Source organism: Hydrogenovibrio sp. SC-1 (assembly GCF_002848135.1).
Taxonomy (GTDB): Bacteria; Pseudomonadota; Gammaproteobacteria; order Thiomicrospirales; family Thiomicrospiraceae; genus Hydrogenovibrio.
This window is the reverse complement of record NZ_PKGB01000012.1, coordinates 61877-76724: the sequence shown is the minus strand read 5'-3', so window position 1 is coordinate 76724 and position 14848 is coordinate 61877. Positions and strand designations below refer to the sequence as shown.

The following is a 14848-nucleotide window of genomic DNA, read 5'->3' as shown; positions in this document are numbered from 1 at the left end:
AAAATGGCAATCATTGATAGCAGGTGAATTAAAATTGATAGTCCGAGTTGCTGGCTGATGCGTTTCGGCGTTTTGTATATAAAACGAAAGCGTTCTGATAGCTGGTAAAAAGGGCGAGTGATTTTATATTGATTGAAGACTGAAAACTTATGAATGGCCATTAACACAAATAAGCCAAACAACGCTAATATCAAGATAATATTAATCGCCATAAACACTTGATGGGGCATGAGGTCGGATTGAATACTATTGGCCAATAAATTTAATAACAATAAGCCAACCAAACCAACGATTCGGTCGATAAAGACGCCATAAAAAGCTTCTCGGATTAAGCCTCCATGAGCTGACACTTCGGCGATACGGAAAGCATCGCCTCCAATACTGGTGGGTAACACTTGATTAAAGAGACTTCCCTTGAAATAACTGCGTAAATAGAAGCCGAAGGCATGTTGAAATTTGAGCATTGCCATGATGAGCGACCAACGATAAGCCGCAACTGTTTGGCTCAGTATTTGAACCAATAAAGCTGCTAGGATTAGTCCAAAGTTAGCATTTAGAATAATTTCCCAAACGGCAAGCAGGTCAAATTTTGACAGAATATAGCCGATAATCGCAATGGATAGGCCAACTTTAATCAAATTGCTCAAAAGATTCCCTTAATGATGTCTGCATGAATGGATGTCGGCTATTATCGCAAACCCTGTCCAAAACTGCGAATTTATTGCGAAGCTTTAGTTGGGACAGTTATTTTACAATCGGCAGTTCCGTCACCCAACCCTGATATTGAACGGCTTGAAAGTCTTGACAATAATAAAAGTAATAACGTACCACCGTGTTCTGGTGACGGACAATGGGTAGGTTTTTTAACGCCTGGCACTGTTTAAAATGACCAGGCCTGCCCGTTGTGGGTGGACGGCTTTCGTAACCGGGAATAATGACCAGACCATCACTGCTGGCCGGAGGGTTGCCAAACCATAAATCGAACTGGTCAAAACGATTGTCAGTCACATAAATTGGCTGGGGTGCTGCATACCAAGCAATGCGGCTGGCTTGGGTCCAATTGCTGGCAAATAAAGGTACTTTATAGGAGAGTTGCATTTTTTTTGCCTCCGCCACCGCCTGTGGCCAGCCATGGAGCTCACGGACAATATTGTTTTTTTCGGCTAAAGGCATCCAAGGGGTTGCCAGTTGACTGTTTAATAACACAGAAAGCGTGAGGGTGAGTGTGCTACTGATATAAACGCTGATGCGTAACCATCGTTTTGACCAGTGTTGCCAGCAATAATAAACCACAGCCGGACTCATCAGTAACCACGCCAGTTGTGTCCAGTGGGGAAGGCTCATTTCATAGCCGGCATTCCAGCCGAAAAGTATCAGAATGGGTAAACTAAAACTGCTTAAAATTCGAGTTGACGCTTGAGTGATTGAATTCGTTGTGGGTCGCCAGCAATATAACATCAACACAATCCCTGCAATAAATAACAGTAGGGAATAGACCCCCATTTGAGCCAGTTGTGAGTTGAGCAGTCGCTGCCATTGCCAGTCGGTGTTTTGTGAGCCATGATGAATTTGGTATAAAAAAGACAGCCAATCATGGAGAAGATTCCACCACAGGATAGGGGTCGTCATCGCCGCGGTGATCATAACGGCTAACCAGAGTCCACGGTTCTTTAGCCAGTCAAATCGACGCTCAATCAACAGTATAAGCAGTAAAGAAAATACGAGGGTAATGGCCGTGTATTTAGACAGGGCTGCGATTCCTAACCAAAACCCGAGCCACAAGGCACTGTAAAAAGCCGCACGTGATTGGGCGGGGAAATCGCGTAAATTCAGTAGTTGCCAAACTACCATTAAGCTGGCAAGCATTAATGGCGTGTCGGGTAACATCGATATACTGAGTAGCTGAAACATAAAGGCGCTATTAATCAGTGCCAAAGTCCAAAAACCGATCCAGATAAAGTCGGGGAAAAGCCGTATCGCGATTCGGTAAAGAATGATATTTGCTAATGCAAAGAACAGCGCGGGGATGGTGCGGAGGATCGTCTCGCTTTGTCCAAATTGCAGTGCGATGGCATTGAGCCAGCCCACCATCGGCGGATGGTCAAAATAACTCCAATCTGGTTTGAGACCATAAAGCGCATAATGTGCTTCATCGACACTGAGATTGACCTGGCCAGCCAAAAAAAGATGCCAAATTGAAATGGCAAGTACCAGCCAAAAACTGGCTTTCGCCGAGGGTGTTTGTGGTCGCCAGTAATGCATTAATGGCTTTCCTTTGTTGGGAAAATGAGCGTTTTATAGGGTTCGCCTGCAATTTCTGAAACCAATCTCGGCACTAAATACCCTGGGAGTTGTTGGCGAAGCTGGTCAAAAATGGCCCAGGCCTGGTCATTTTTAACTTCAAAGTGCGCAGCCCCCGCAACCTTATCCAACTGATGACAATAGTAGGGTAGCACACCTTGTTGAAATAGTTTTTTACTCAGTTGAGTCAAGGTTGTCACATCATCATTTACGCCTTTCAATAATACCGACTGATTAAGGAGGGTGACATTAGCTTTCTTGAGTGTTTGAAATAAACGCGCAGTTTCGTCACTGAGTTCATTGGCATGATTGCAATGGACGACAACAACGCTTTGCAATCGGCTCGCATTGAGTGTTCGCCATAATAAGGGCATCTCAGCACGGTTGGGTGCCACCACTGGCGTTCGACTGTGAATTCGTAGCGTGGTGAGATGTGAAATTTTCTCGAGTTCGGCAATGAGTTCAATCAAACTGTTTTCTGACAAACTGAGCGGATCGCCACCGCTTAAAATAATTTCTTCAATCGACGGATCTGCGGCAATCTGTTTGAGTGCCGTCTGCCAATGCTGTTTTTTGGCTTGTTGATAGGGAAAGTGACGGCGAAAACAGTAACGACAATGAATGTCACAACGGCCACTGGTCATTAACAGCGCACGCCCTTGGTATTTATGAATCAAGCTTGGTGTCGGATTGGCCTTTAGGTCGCCGACGGGATCCACTGTAAACCCTTCAATAATCGATTTTTCAGCCAGGCCTGGTAGGACTTGGCGTAATAAGGGGTCTTGGGGAGAGTTTTTTTCAATTCGATGGGCAAAATGTTTGGGGACTTTTAGCGGAAAGTCAGGTGCTGTGTCTGCGTTCAGATCTGCAGGCGATAGTGAAATTAAATCACAGAGTTCAGTGAGTGAGTGAATCATATTGAGATTTTCAAAGCGCTCTGAAATGAAAACTTTCCCAGCCAAGGTCAGTTGCGTTAAAATATTGCGCTATTTTACATCATTCGGGAAAAAACATCATGGCATCAGTCAGTACAAGTGAATTTAAAAATGGGTTGAAGTTTTTAATGGATGGTCAGCCTTGCAGTATTGTGGATAATCAAATTGTTCAGCCGGGCAAAGGCCAAGCATTCAATCGTGTCAAATTCCGTAACTTAATCACCGGTCGTGTTTTGGAAAAAACTTTTAAATCAGGTGAAAAGGTTGAAGCCGCAGATGTCATGGATACCGATTTGCAATATCTTTACACGGACGGTGAGTTTTGGCACTTTATGGATCCCGCGAGTTTTGATCAATATCAAGCGTCTGAAGCAGCGGTTGCTGATGTTCAAAAGTGGTTAATTGAACAGGATATGTGTACGGTGACGCTTTGGAATGGCGATCCGATTTCTGTCGCGCCACCTAAACAAGTGGTGCTAGAAGTGACTGAAACCGATCCCGGTTTAAAAGGGGATACGGCTGGAACGGGTGGTAAGCCAGCAACCTTATCAACGGGTGCTGTTGTTCAGGTTCCGCTGTTTATCCAAATTGGTGAGAAAGTGATTTGTAATACTCAAACAGGTGAATATATTTCACGTGCTAAGTGAGTTTAATTCACCAGATTGGCGTCCTAGCGCTTCATTGGAGGCGCTGCAAAAACGTTCGCAATGGCTAAAGCAATTGCGGGCGTTTTTTTATGCGAGGGAGGTGATGGAAGTCGATACGCCGATGCTGTCGCAATATGCAACACCTGATCGTCATTTAGACTCTTTAAAAACTGCGGTTCGTTTACCAGGTCAAGCGACCATGCAAACCTACTATTTACACACCTCCCCAGAATATCCAATGAAAAGACTGCTTTGTGCGGGAAGCGGAGATATTTTTTATTTGGGGAAAGTGTTTCGTAATGGCGATTTAAGTCCGCGTCATCAAGTTGAATTTACGATGTTGGAGTGGTATCGGTTGGGCTTCAATATGGTGGAGATGATGCAAGAAGCCGCTCACGTCATTCAAGTGGTTTTAGGGGATTTGCCGATAGAAGCGATCACCTACCAACAAGCATTTCAGAAGTATGCGAATTTAGCGAACATTCATAATGCCACAGCGGCAGATTGTCGAGCTTGCTTAAGGGCATTTAATATCCCTGAGGTAGTGGGGGTGGAAGCCGATGATAAAGCATTATGGGAACAGTTGGTTTTGACAGAAGTCATTGAGCCGCAGCTTGGACTCGAACGTATTACTTGTTTGTCGCATTATCCTGCCCGAGATGCGGCATTGGCGCAAATTTCGACAGAAAATCCACAAGAAGCACTGCGTTTTGAGGTGTTTGTGCAAGGTATGGAGCTGGCAAACGGTTATCAAGAATTACAAGACGGAGAAATCACGCATCAGCGATTTCAACAGTCATTGCAACAGCGACAAGCGGATGGGGTTGAAAGTGTTCCCTTAGATGAGCGATTGCTTGCTGGTTTGACAGAAGCGAGCTTGCCGGCCTGTTCAGGTGTGGCATTGGGTGTAGACCGATTGTTTCATTTAGCGCTCGGCGCCAATCAGCTGTCAGAGGTGATGCCGTTTTCGATAGAGAATGCTTAATCTTCGAAGATAACTTAGGGGTGTGACAATTTGTCGCAGTGATTTAAAGCGGTAGCTTCTTTATAATCTCACCCGAAACAAAATTATAACGATGAGGAAACTGAATGAAAACGACACTAAATTATTTATCTTACCCTTTACTGGCAAGTATGGCATTTGGCTTAGTTGCTTGCGGTGGTTCAAGCACCAGTACCGATACAACTGATACCGCTGCAGCTGAGGATACAACGACTACCTTGACGATTCCTTATGCCGCGCGTTCAGGGTCGACTGATATCAGCTGTGATGCAACCTTAACGGGTTTAGGAACCAGTGATGATTCTGGTAAGGTTAAGTATTTTGCATATTTTATTCATGACATCGAGTTAGTCGATAATAATGGTACTGCTGTTAGTGCTACATTAGCAGATACAGATTTTCAAGATCCAGACAATGGTGTTGTTTTCTTCAATTATCGTGATAAAGATGCAACTTGTGGTGGCAGTGCTGAAGCGACCAATAAACAAGTGAAATTAGATGTCAAAAACTTAGGATCTCACACAATTAATAAAATCCGGTTTAAAGTTGGGTTGCCATTTTCTGTGAATCATAACTCAGCACTAAATACGCAAACCGAGTATGCCAGTTCAGATTACTATTGGAACTGGCAGGGCGGACGCAAAATGATGCGTTTGGATGTTGCGCCAACCAATGGTATTGTTCAGAGTGGTAATGCCGGTACTGTTTGGAACTTCCATTTGGGATCAATTGGCTGTACGTCTGCAGATGCAACGACTGCGCCGACTGCTGCGTGTTCAAGTCCAAATGTAGTGCAAATGGAGTTGGATAATTTTGCCGCTTCTGATACGGCGGTGGATACCATAGTGTTTGATTATCAAAAATTGATTGCGGGTGTTGACATGAATAACGACCAAGGTGGTAAATTTGGTTGTATGTCTTTTCCTGGAGATCCAGAATGTACTTCTATGTTAGGCAAGCTTGGATTGACTTATACACAAGCAACGGGTGCAACTGTCAATGATGGTACTCAGACCGTTTTTAGTGTCGAAAAATAGAGGCCATTGGGCTGTTATAGGTATGAACCGATGATTCATATAACACAGATAACATCTGGGTTAAGGTGATTGGTTTTATATATAAAAAAGCGCATTCTTTATAAGAATTGCGCTTTTTCTGCTTATTTGGTAAGCAATATTTAAAGAGGGAATCAATGCGTTTTAAAGAGGTTCAAATTAGATTGGGTTTAAAAACAATCATCAAAACAGGATTGATCGGAAGTTGTTTGGCTTTGTTGACGGCCTGTCCTGAGTACGACTCAAAAACATCCGTTCTGTTGCCTGTTGAAGGTGATACTGATTTTAATTGGAATTTACCGCGAGATGTCCCTTTACCGAAAGTGCCAGAAGATAACCCGATTTCAGAAGCAAAATTTCAATTAGGACGTCACTTATTTTATGACAAACGCTTATCTGGCAATGAAACGTTTTCTTGTGGTTCATGTCATCTTCAAGAAAGAGCTTTTGCTGACGGATTGCAAACACCATCAGGTTCAACTGGCATGGTGCATCCTCGAAATTCTCAAGCTTTGGTCAATATCGCTTTCAATTCCTCAACGACTTGGGCCAACCCGGTTGTTGTGACGCTTGAAGAGCAGGCATTGGTGCCAATGTTTGGTGAATTCCCTGTTGAGTTGGGTATTAATGGTGATAATCAAGATGAGATTTTAGCCAGATTTATTCAAGATGCAGATTATCAACTACGCTTTAAAGAAGCATTTCCAAATGAAGCTGATCTGTTTACCTTTAACAATATTGCCAAAGCCTTAGCCTCCTTTGGTCGGGGGTTGAATAGTTTGAACAGTGATTACGATCGTTATGTTACAGGGGATGAAACGGCATTATCTGCTTCTGCTATTCGGGGCATGAACATGTTTTTCAGTGAAAAACAGGAATGCTTTCATTGTCACGGAGGGTTGCATTTTTCTTCTGCATCGACTGATCGAACGCAAATGTTTACCAATAAGCAATTTCACAATAACGGCTTGTATAACATCAATGGAAAAGGGGATTATCCAGAAGGTGGTCAGGGCTTGTTTGAGATTACTGGAAACCCTGAAGATAAAGGCGCTTTTCGACCACCTACCTTACGTAATATCGCTTTGACTGCTCCCTATATGCATGATGGTAGTATGCAAACTTTGGAAGAAGTGGTGCGTCATTACGCTGCAGGTGGACGTAATATTACTTCAGGAGTGAATGTGGGCGATGGACGGTTAAATCCAAATAAAAGTTCGTTGGTGCCGGGATTTGAGGCAACACAGCAAGATATTGATGATTTGGTGGCTTTTTTAGAGAGTCTAACTGACACCGAGTTTACCACAAATCCGCGCTTTTCCGACCCGTTTTTAACTAAGTAAAGATAGAGATAAACCTTTGAAATCTATAAATCTAAGAACTATATTGGCTGCTGGCGTCAGCTTTTTTTCTGCAACATCTGTTTGGGCTCACGGTGACATGTTAACAGAGCGTTATCAAATTTGGGGAGCAGCCAGCTTAACGGGTTATTCAAACAGTGTGGTTGCTAAAAATGAGTATTGGCGCATCCCTGGATTATTAATGGGGGGTGAGGCCTTGCCAATTTCTTCCGGTGTGCAATTGGATGATGCCTATTTAGGTGGATTTACTCGTTTGAGTGATCAAGCGAGTGTGAGTGCCAAGTTAGGTATTCATGGCGGAGGGGATGGTCATGCAGCAACACCCGCATTAATGCAGTTGCAATATGCCTATCAGTTACCTCAATACGACCTAACACTGGATGCGGGCTTGTTAGAAGCCCAGTTTTCTCCTATAGCAACCCATCATGCCAGTTTTGCATTGTTTTCAGAAGCGGCTTTGATGGCGGATGCTTTTTGGGGTAGAGGCTATCATGACAAGGGTGCGAGATTAAAATGGCAGCCAAGCTCGCATTGGAAGTTTGGGCTCGAATACTGGAATGGTGAAGCTTTCCCAGCAACCAGTGGTGAAAAAGGCGGGGCGCGGGATGTTTTTGTCCAGTATCAAGTAACGTTACAAGATTGGTGGCTTCATGCAGGAAGTTATGTGCATCAATCTAAGGCCTTTCAAAGAGGGGATGCCCGCTATACCACAGGCCATACTCACGGCACCGTTTTTTCTCCCCTGCCAGATGATGTTCGATTCAGTGGTGATTCTGACTTGATCGGGCTTTCGCTAGGGATGCGTACGCCTAGCTTTTCCGGGATGCGTGTGAAGGTGGATTATGAAGTGGCTTCCCTCAAAGCCAAAGGCAGTGTTTTTGATAGCACGCGGTCAATGGATTATGAAGCAAATCATTTGGGGCATTATTTAACATCCAGCGTAGAATATGATCAGCATCAATTGAGTTATCGGTATGAACGTATTTCCCTTGAGAATACCTTAACAGGTACCTCTGCAACGATTTTAGGCGACAGTGCTAATTTGGTGAGTTCCGACAGTCCAATTCGACAGACGATACAGTGGCATTGGCAAGTTAGCGATGGGTTTGCTTGGCGTGTTGCAATGACACAAGATCAATCCTTGCCAGAGAAATCTCAACGATATAGTGTTGGTTTGGTATGGAAGGAGACGTTTTTAAGCGGTCGATAATCCGTCCAGTATTATTTAATCACTGGGCGTTTTTGTAATTTTCTCTGAAGGGTTCGGCGGTGCATATTGAGTGCTTCCGCCGTTGCACTGATATTGCCATTGTGTTCTATCAATACCTTCTGAATATGCTCCCATTCCATTCGTTTAACCGACATGGGTTCAAACTGAGGGGCTTCCTCAGATTTTGTCTCTTGTTCGGTGGTTTCAATGAGTTGAAGAGATTGCATGATCTCTTGAATGCTTGCTGGTTTGCAAAGGTAATCCATTGCACCAAGTCGCATGGCTTCAACTGCTGTCGCCACACTGGCATAGCCTGTTAAAATCAAGACCTGGCAATCAGGTTGTTCCGAAAGGAGTTCAGTTAATAGGTTCAATCCGCTTTCACCATCAATATTTAAATCGAGAATGGCGTGATCAAAGGGTTGGGTTGCAATCAATGGTTTGGCTTTTTCAGGGCTGGTTGCGCTATAAATGTTAAAACCTTTTTGTTGCAAGGATTGCTCTAAAATCGTCAAGAAAGTGGTGTCATCATCAACCAATAAAATTGGGTTTGCTATTTGTGTCATGGTTTTGAGATTTCTTCGTGGTTAGTCGTTAAAGGGAGTGAAACGGTCGCGACGAGTCCCGTTATGGTGTCAGAGGTGTCGTTTTCAAAATGGATGCGACCGCCAAAGCGCTCAATAATCATACGACTCAATAAAACGCCCATTCCCATACCGTGATAATCACTTTGAGGTTGTTGTCCAAGGGTTGCCAAGGTTTCTTGTGAAACGCCCCCGCCTTGATCACAAATACGAAAGAGAATTTCCGTATCTGTTTGGGTTACTTGAATTTGAATGGCGTCTGGGCTGTATCGTGCAGCATTATCTAGTAGGTTCATAATGGCCAATTTAAAACTAGCATCAACCTTTAATAGCGGGTCAGACGCGGTCAGCGGCACGACCGTTAATTGGCTTTTTGGATGTAGTAATGCAAACTCTTGCTTGAGTGAATGTAGCAGTTTTGAGACGGCAATTTGTTGGTTAGGTTGTTGATGCGCCTGATCAGCCCTTTCACGTAAGGTGTTGAGGGCTTGTCGGCAAACATCAATTTGTTCGGCAAGGGTTTGTAGCTGTGCTTTCCCTGCTGAGGTGTTTACTTCGTTCTTGAGTAAATCTTTTAATAAATAGAGGGTGTTCAAAGGTGTGCTAAGTTGGTGTACAGAAGCAGAGGCAAGGCTGCCAACCGATAATAAAGTTTCATTCTGTAATGCAAGCTGTTTTTGACGATTTAGTGTAGCCGTTTGGCTTTCTAGACGGCGCTTTAATGGAAAGATCAAAATCGCCAATAACAATACTAGCCCTAAAAAAACCAACATAGACCCCTGTAAGTACCAAGCAAAAAAAGCTTCCAAGCTAGCAACTTTTAAGGAGAGTAAGGGAACATAGTAGTGGCTGATAAAGGTATAGAGTGCACCCGCGATGATAGCCATCGCAATAAACCCTTGGGTGGTTAAGATCAGCATGCCGAGCGCCAGTGGCAGTAACAGAAAATGTGTGAGCGGGTTAATGGTACCACCGGTTTCGTAGAGGAGGCCAGTATCGATAATCAATATCCAACACAGTAATAAAAACCAACTGGATCCTGTATTATTCGGCTTGATAAGATTGAGCAGGCGACATTTTTGGGCAAAGCTTAAAAGCAATAAAGTTGTGAATAAGAGCCCTAACCAGATGGATACAGCACGATAGTCAAAGTACATTTCCAGTTGGAAATAAAACCAACTGAGGGTGACAGTCCATAATAAAGCCAGTACGCCGATTAAGCCGATCACATATTTTAATTCAGTTGTCGTGTTTTGGGGGGTGTTCTGGTTCAAGGTGTTTCTCTTATCTACGGTTGCGACCTTATGTTATAAGTGTTTTCAATAAAAAACCAGCGGTATCCACAGAAAGTCGAGATGTTTCAATGATTGGCTTGAATTAGCCGTTAAACTTGTCTGATTAATAATAACAAACAAGGGCTTACCCTGCTTAGGGCTTGACAGTCCGTGTATAATGAATGATTAAGTAAATATTTTGTACAAGTTTGGAATTTAAAAATCGATTTATAGGTCTTAAAACCTTTTATACTCGGCTCTCAGCACGCTTTCCCATTTTATAGGCGCAGGCATTTACTGTTTGCGAGGTGTTGAAGTCACATACTGACTTTCAGGAGAAACACATGTCAGATTTGCCAATTACGCAACGTTCGGTAATGACTTTATTTTCAGATTCAAAAAGCCCAAGTTCGCACCGAGTGCGCTTAATGGCACAAGAAAAAGATATTCCACTTGAAATTATTGAAGTGGATACGTCGGAAGGCATGCCTGAAGACTTAATGGAATTAAATCCTTATGGGACTTTACCCACTCTTGTCGACCGTGATTTGGTTTTATATGAGCCTCAGGTTATTGTGGAATATTTAGATGAGCGTTTTCCGCATCCTCCATTAATGTCAGTTGATCCGGTTGCCAAAGCGCGTGCACGCCAAATGTTACGTCAAATTGAACAGGAATGGTATCAGTTAGCGGACACTATCATTCAGAAAGATGATGAAGAAGCGGCAAATGTAGCCCGTCGTGATTTGCAAGAGCGCATTATTCAAATGATTCCTGTTTTTGACCATCAACCCTATTTTATGAGCGAAGAATATTCATTGGTTGATGTTAGTTTAGCGGTATTGATGTGGCGATTACCTTATTTGGGCATTGAGCTTCCAAAGTCAGCTAAGGCGATTAAAGATTATTCAGATAAAGTCTTGGCGAGAGATATGTTTATGGAAAGCTTGTCTGATGATGAGCTGGATATGAGAGAAGTCCATTAAAAGGGTTGCATAAATGTTATCGAATCGTCCCTATTTAATTCGCGCCATGTTTGATTGGATTGTTGATAATCATTGGACGCCCCATTTACAAATTGATTCTAACTACCCAGGAATTCGAGTTCCAATGGAGTTTGCGCAAGAGGGGGTGTTGGTATTAAATGTCCATCCTGAGGCGATTCGTGCACCGCAGTTTGAAAATGATTGGTTTACGTTTAAGGCTCGGTTTCAAGGTGTTGAGCGAGAAATAGGCTTTCCGCCTGAAGCTGTTTTGGCCATTTTTGCTCGAGAAAATGGACAAGGAATGCCGTTTCCCCCCGAACCTTATCCGGACGCAGAAGTCGGATCGGATGCTGAAAAAACGGATTCTGATGCTGAGCCTTCGACTAAAAAGAAACCACACTTATCGATTGTTAAGTAGTCGTTTCTGATTCCACACTAAATGGGTGGATGACTTTTAGGTTCGGAAAGCTTTCCTTGAGTTGTTGTTGATCTTTTTCTAAAAACAGTAGTTTGAGATTGGGACCAGCATCCATGGTGAAGTAAACTTCGGTGCCTTGCGCTCGAAGTTGCCAAACTTGTTGCATGGCTTGGATGCTGTCTGGCTGGAAATAGCAGATGGGTGGCCAAGTGGCAAGCATAGTGGCATGCATGCTTAACGCATTGTTTTCTGCGGTGGTGCCCAACAGCGTAAAATCCTGATTAGCGATGGCGCTTTGGAGTGTGACGACATCTTTTTCTGCCTTCTGTGGCCAAGCTTGATATAGCTCACAGTGGTTGACGGTTTGTTGCATACCTTGTGTTGAACCAATCGGCTTTTCAGAGATATCTATTTCTAAGAGTCCAATCTTTAAATTTGACCAGGCCTGGTCAATTTTCTCTGCAAAACTATCCATTCCATCCTGTTGTTGGCCTTGATGCCAAATCGCAAACCCGTCATAGACTGAACGGCTGGCACTGCCACTGCCGAGTCTAGCCAATAAAGAAAGTGACTTTAGATCCAGCTGCCATTGAAAACAATCATTTAACGCTAAAACCAGCGCTGCATAGCCTGAAGCGGAAGAAGCCAGGCCAGCAGCCGTGGGGACGCTATTGTGCGTTTTGATTTCGAACCCCCCTTGAGGATCTGGACGAAATGGTTCTAGAAAGTGACTTAAGCGTGCTGCAAACGGCTGTTCAGGCTTGCAAGGTTGATCATTTAGTGTAATGGTGTCTTTGCTGTTGTCAATCCATTGAATGGTGGTTTCTGTTCCCAAGCCTGGCAGGCTGATTGATAAACTGCTGTTGGTCGGTAGGTTGAGTTCAATATCACGTTTTCCCCAGTACTTTGCCAGTGCAATATTGACATTGGCGCGGCCTTGACCTTTTTGTGAGGGGCTTAGATGTGGGATGATATTGTGAATAAATTGATATTTTGATGATGACATAGGCAGCTCATAAAGGTTGAATATCTAGACCAAGGGGTTGGACTTGGATGTGAATTTTTTGGTAGTCAGTTAAGGTGTCTTCAGACATTTTGCCCAATGCAATCACACAATCGCCTAGACCAGACCCAGAAATTTTACTGGCGGATATATTGGGGTCTTGACGCAGTGAATAAACAATATGCGATAAAGTCGCATCATTGACGCCTAAGGTGTCCATTAAGCCTTGGTAACGATTAAGTTGCTGCGAAAACTGATTCCAATTCTGTTGGCAAAGTGCATGATAGGCGAGTTGAGTGGTGTCACCCATAAGCTGATAAAGCTTTTGTAATTGTGCAGGTGATTCGGCCCAATCTTGCACGACCTGTTGGAGGACTTCTGCGGTCGGGGTTTTATAGCCACAGTAAACCAACGATAAATCGAGGTGGGTGGCGAGCTGGTCAATCTGTTGTGTTTTCGGCTGAAAATGAATAATACCGCCATGTAAACTGGCCGCCAAATCGGTGCCGGAACCCCGGCCTTGAATTTTGTGGATGATTTTGAGTCCGGTGGCGAATTGTTGCCCTAAGGAAACGGGTTTATCGGCAACAAAATAATCCAGCCCCCCAAGCATTGCAGCCAAAACGGCGGCGGAGCTACCGAGGCCCAGTGTGTCGCTGAAATCACTTTTGATGGTGATGCTCAATCCAGTTTTAAGTTTGATTTGATAGTGTTGTAGGCAGCGGATAACCCAAATGAGTTTTGAGGGTGCATGACATTCTGGTAGGGCTTGACGTGTTGTTTGATAGTGTCCCAGCGTAGATTGAATGAGAATTTGATCATCCTCTCGGGTTTGCCAATCAATGTGTATTCTTTGTGAGAGGGCACACGCAATTGCGGTGTGCCCATAAACCACGCTATGTTCTCCCATTAACATGAGGTTGGCAGGAGCGCTAGAAGACCACTTCACAATGACTTCCTTGTTCATTCAGTGTTAGCGGTAGCAGCGTATATCCAAATTCTTCACACAGTTCAGTGGGGGGTTGGTGACTAAGACATAGGATGACGCCAGCCTTGTCGCCTTGAATACTGCCAGAACCACAAATTTTTGCGGCTTTATTGGGGTGTTGGTTAATGCGTTTGATAAAGGCTTGAACTCTTTCTGGAACCACGCCTATGTTTTCTAGCAGTTGTTCATTTTCGGTGATGGCTTCTTTTAATTTCACTGCGTCTGAGGCTTGCCAGGCCTGCTCAATTTTAGTTGTGGTCATGTCAAAGGCTTGCCAAATAGCGTGGTGATGATGAAATTGTTGATGAACATGACTGACGGCCTGTCCCGTCGTGGAGTCGGGTTTGCCTGTATCAATTAACCATCCATGAAAGTTTTGCATAATTAGCTGCTGAATGGGATGTTTATGCTGAAAATGGATTAAGCCCCCTTTAAAGATGGTGGTGGTGTCCAGTCCACTCGAATGACCATGTTGGAAGGATTCTACTTTTTGTGCGAGGTTGAGAATTTCTTCTTCAATAATAGGGCACTGGTGCTGAATATAAAGACTGTGTAGGAGACTGATAATAACTGAAGCAGAGCTGCCCAACCCTCTTCCTAAAGGAATTTTTGATTGAATTTTAATGTCCCAATGCCCTTTTTTAAGAGGGTAGGTGGTGTCGAAAAAATAAAGGCTTAGGAGCACTAGATCCACAGGGTTGCTACAGACCGTTTGAATGGCGAGCGAATTTTTTTCATACAGCGCATATCGAGATCGGATTTGAATGATTTGGTCTTGCCATTCAAGAAATGAAAAATGATGGGTTGATCGATAGTCGTTGAGGGCGATGCTAAACGATAATTTTTTTGGTTGGGTATTGTCAGTAAATACCATATCGCATTGGGTTAAAAAATTAACCGCCATGCTGAGTGCAGGCGTACCAAATAGGACAGCATGTTCTCCGGTCAGGATTAATTTGGCAGGTGTCTGGCAACAGGTTCTCATTTGCTCTATTCTTTAGGTTTATGACATTATAACGTAGCCGAAAGCGAACATTAGAAACATTTTAATGTGGATAGATTCATAATATTTTCACATTTTTA

General features: G+C 43.6%; 15 protein-coding genes. 7 read left to right on the top strand and 8 right to left on the bottom strand.

Annotated elements, in window-relative coordinates; all coding sequences use genetic code 11:
* The 3 genes from CYQ88_RS07870 to epmB form a co-directional block, all read right to left on the bottom strand.
* On the bottom strand, positions 1–647 hold a 647-nt coding region (locus CYQ88_RS07870), incomplete at its 3' end, for a lysylphosphatidylglycerol synthase transmembrane domain-containing protein (RefSeq protein ID WP_101840809.1).
* Between the two features lie 97 nt (positions 648–744).
* A complete protein-coding gene (locus CYQ88_RS07865; protein ID WP_101840808.1) occupies positions 745–2262 on the bottom strand; it encodes a glycosyltransferase family 39 protein in 1518 nt (505 codons plus the stop codon).
* Entirely contained in the window at positions 2262–3218 is a 957-nt protein-coding gene (epmB, locus tag CYQ88_RS07860) for an EF-P beta-lysylation protein EpmB (RefSeq protein WP_101840813.1), read from the bottom strand. The genes CYQ88_RS07865 and epmB overlap by 1 nt, the downstream gene beginning before the upstream one ends.
* A 98-nt stretch (positions 3219–3316) precedes the next feature.
* Between epmB and efp the strand changes: the two genes are divergently transcribed.
* The 5 genes from efp (at position 3317) to CYQ88_RS07835 (ending at position 8512) form a co-directional block, all read left to right on the top strand.
* Positions 3317–3883 (top strand): elongation factor P, encoded by a 567-nt coding sequence (gene efp / locus CYQ88_RS07855; RefSeq protein ID WP_101840807.1) that lies wholly within the window; start codon positions 3317–3319, stop codon positions 3881–3883.
* On the top strand, positions 3873–4868 hold the full coding sequence (epmA, locus tag CYQ88_RS07850; RefSeq protein WP_101840806.1) for an EF-P lysine aminoacylase EpmA: 996 nt from the start codon (positions 3873–3875) through the stop codon (positions 4866–4868). The genes efp and epmA overlap by 11 nt, the downstream gene beginning before the upstream one ends.
* Positions 4869–4972: 104 nt before the next feature.
* The gene (locus CYQ88_RS07845; RefSeq protein ID WP_101840805.1) at positions 4973–5923 is read left to right on the top strand and encodes an MbnP family copper-binding protein; all 951 of its coding nucleotides are present in this window, start codon (positions 4973–4975) and stop codon (positions 5921–5923) included.
* Between the two features lie 155 nt (positions 5924–6078).
* Positions 6079–7284: a methanobactin export MATE transporter MbnM gene (locus CYQ88_RS07840; RefSeq protein ID WP_101840804.1), complete on the top strand. Its 1206-nt coding sequence runs from the start codon at positions 6079–6081 to the stop codon at positions 7282–7284.
* A 97-nt stretch (positions 7285–7381) separates the two neighbouring features.
* Positions 7382–8512, top strand: a complete 1131-nt coding sequence (locus CYQ88_RS07835) for a hypothetical protein (RefSeq protein WP_143483776.1) — start codon at positions 7382–7384, stop codon at positions 8510–8512.
* 11 nt (positions 8513–8523) lie between these two features.
* Here the strand turns inward: CYQ88_RS07835 and CYQ88_RS07830 are convergent, their stop codons facing one another.
* Both CYQ88_RS07830 and CYQ88_RS07825 read right to left on the bottom strand, forming a co-directional pair.
* Entirely contained in the window at positions 8524–9078 is a 555-nt protein-coding gene (locus tag CYQ88_RS07830) for a response regulator transcription factor (RefSeq protein WP_101840802.1), read from the bottom strand.
* Positions 9075–10370, bottom strand: coding sequence for a sensor histidine kinase KdpD (locus tag CYQ88_RS07825; RefSeq protein WP_101840801.1), 1296 nt, complete (start codon positions 10368–10370; stop codon positions 9075–9077). The genes CYQ88_RS07830 and CYQ88_RS07825 overlap by 4 nt, the downstream gene beginning before the upstream one ends.
* Positions 10371–10714: 344 nt before the next feature.
* Here CYQ88_RS07825 and CYQ88_RS07820 point away from each other — a divergent pair, with 344 nt between their 5' ends.
* A complete protein-coding gene (locus CYQ88_RS07820) occupies positions 10715–11356 on the top strand; it encodes a glutathione S-transferase N-terminal domain-containing protein (protein WP_101840800.1) in 642 nt (213 codons plus the stop codon).
* A 13-nt stretch (positions 11357–11369) separates the two neighbouring features.
* Positions 11370–11774 carry a ClpXP protease specificity-enhancing factor gene (locus CYQ88_RS07815; RefSeq protein WP_101840799.1) on the top strand — a complete coding sequence of 135 codons (405 nt, stop codon included), beginning with the start codon at positions 11370–11372 and terminating at the stop codon, positions 11772–11774.
* Here CYQ88_RS07815 and mvaD read toward each other — a convergent pair.
* Genes mvaD through mvk form a run of 3 tightly spaced genes read right to left on the bottom strand, consistent with a single transcriptional unit; the run spans position 11767 to position 14750 of the window.
* Positions 11767–12780: a diphosphomevalonate decarboxylase gene (mvaD, locus tag CYQ88_RS07810; protein WP_101840798.1), complete on the bottom strand. Its 1014-nt coding sequence runs from the start codon at positions 12778–12780 to the stop codon at positions 11767–11769. The genes CYQ88_RS07815 and mvaD overlap by 8 nt on opposite strands.
* A 7-nt stretch (positions 12781–12787) precedes the next feature.
* Positions 12788–13726, bottom strand: coding sequence for a mevalonate kinase (locus CYQ88_RS07805; RefSeq protein ID WP_158236029.1), 939 nt, complete (start codon positions 13724–13726; stop codon positions 12788–12790).
* Positions 13710–14750, bottom strand: coding sequence for a mevalonate kinase (gene mvk, locus CYQ88_RS07800; RefSeq protein WP_101840796.1), 1041 nt, complete (start codon positions 14748–14750; stop codon positions 13710–13712). The genes CYQ88_RS07805 and mvk overlap by 17 nt, the downstream gene beginning before the upstream one ends.
* Between the last annotated feature and the right edge of the window lie 98 nt (positions 14751–14848).

What these genes read in the sequence shown, in the direction of transcription:
- CYQ88_RS07840 (WP_101840804.1), top strand. Translation starts at nt 6,079, where the DNA reads ATGCGTTTTAAAGAGGTTCAAATTAGATTGGGTTTAAAAACAATCATC.
- CYQ88_RS07820 (WP_101840800.1), top strand. Translation starts at nt 10,715, where the DNA reads ATGTCAGATTTGCCAATTACGCAACGTTCGGTAATGACTTTATTTTCA.
- mvaD (WP_101840798.1), bottom strand. Translation starts at nt 12,780, where the DNA reads ATGTCATCATCAAAATATCAATTTATTCACAATATCATCCCACATCTA.
- CYQ88_RS07865 (WP_101840808.1), bottom strand. Translation starts at nt 2,262, where the DNA reads ATGCATTACTGGCGACCACAAACACCCTCGGCGAAAGCCAGTTTTTGG.
- mvk (WP_101840796.1), bottom strand. Translation starts at nt 14,750, where the DNA reads ATGAGAACCTGTTGCCAGACACCTGCCAAATTAATCCTGACCGGAGAA.
- epmB (WP_101840813.1), bottom strand. Translation starts at nt 3,218, where the DNA reads ATGATTCACTCACTCACTGAACTCTGTGATTTAATTTCACTATCGCCT.
- efp (WP_101840807.1), top strand. Translation starts at nt 3,317, where the DNA reads ATGGCATCAGTCAGTACAAGTGAATTTAAAAATGGGTTGAAGTTTTTA.
- CYQ88_RS07835 (WP_143483776.1), top strand. Translation starts at nt 7,382, where the DNA reads ATGTTAACAGAGCGTTATCAAATTTGGGGAGCAGCCAGCTTAACGGGT.
- CYQ88_RS07815 (WP_101840799.1), top strand. Translation starts at nt 11,370, where the DNA reads ATGTTATCGAATCGTCCCTATTTAATTCGCGCCATGTTTGATTGGATT.
- CYQ88_RS07830 (WP_101840802.1), bottom strand. Translation starts at nt 9,078, where the DNA reads ATGACACAAATAGCAAACCCAATTTTATTGGTTGATGATGACACCACT.
- CYQ88_RS07845 (WP_101840805.1), top strand. Translation starts at nt 4,973, where the DNA reads ATGAAAACGACACTAAATTATTTATCTTACCCTTTACTGGCAAGTATG.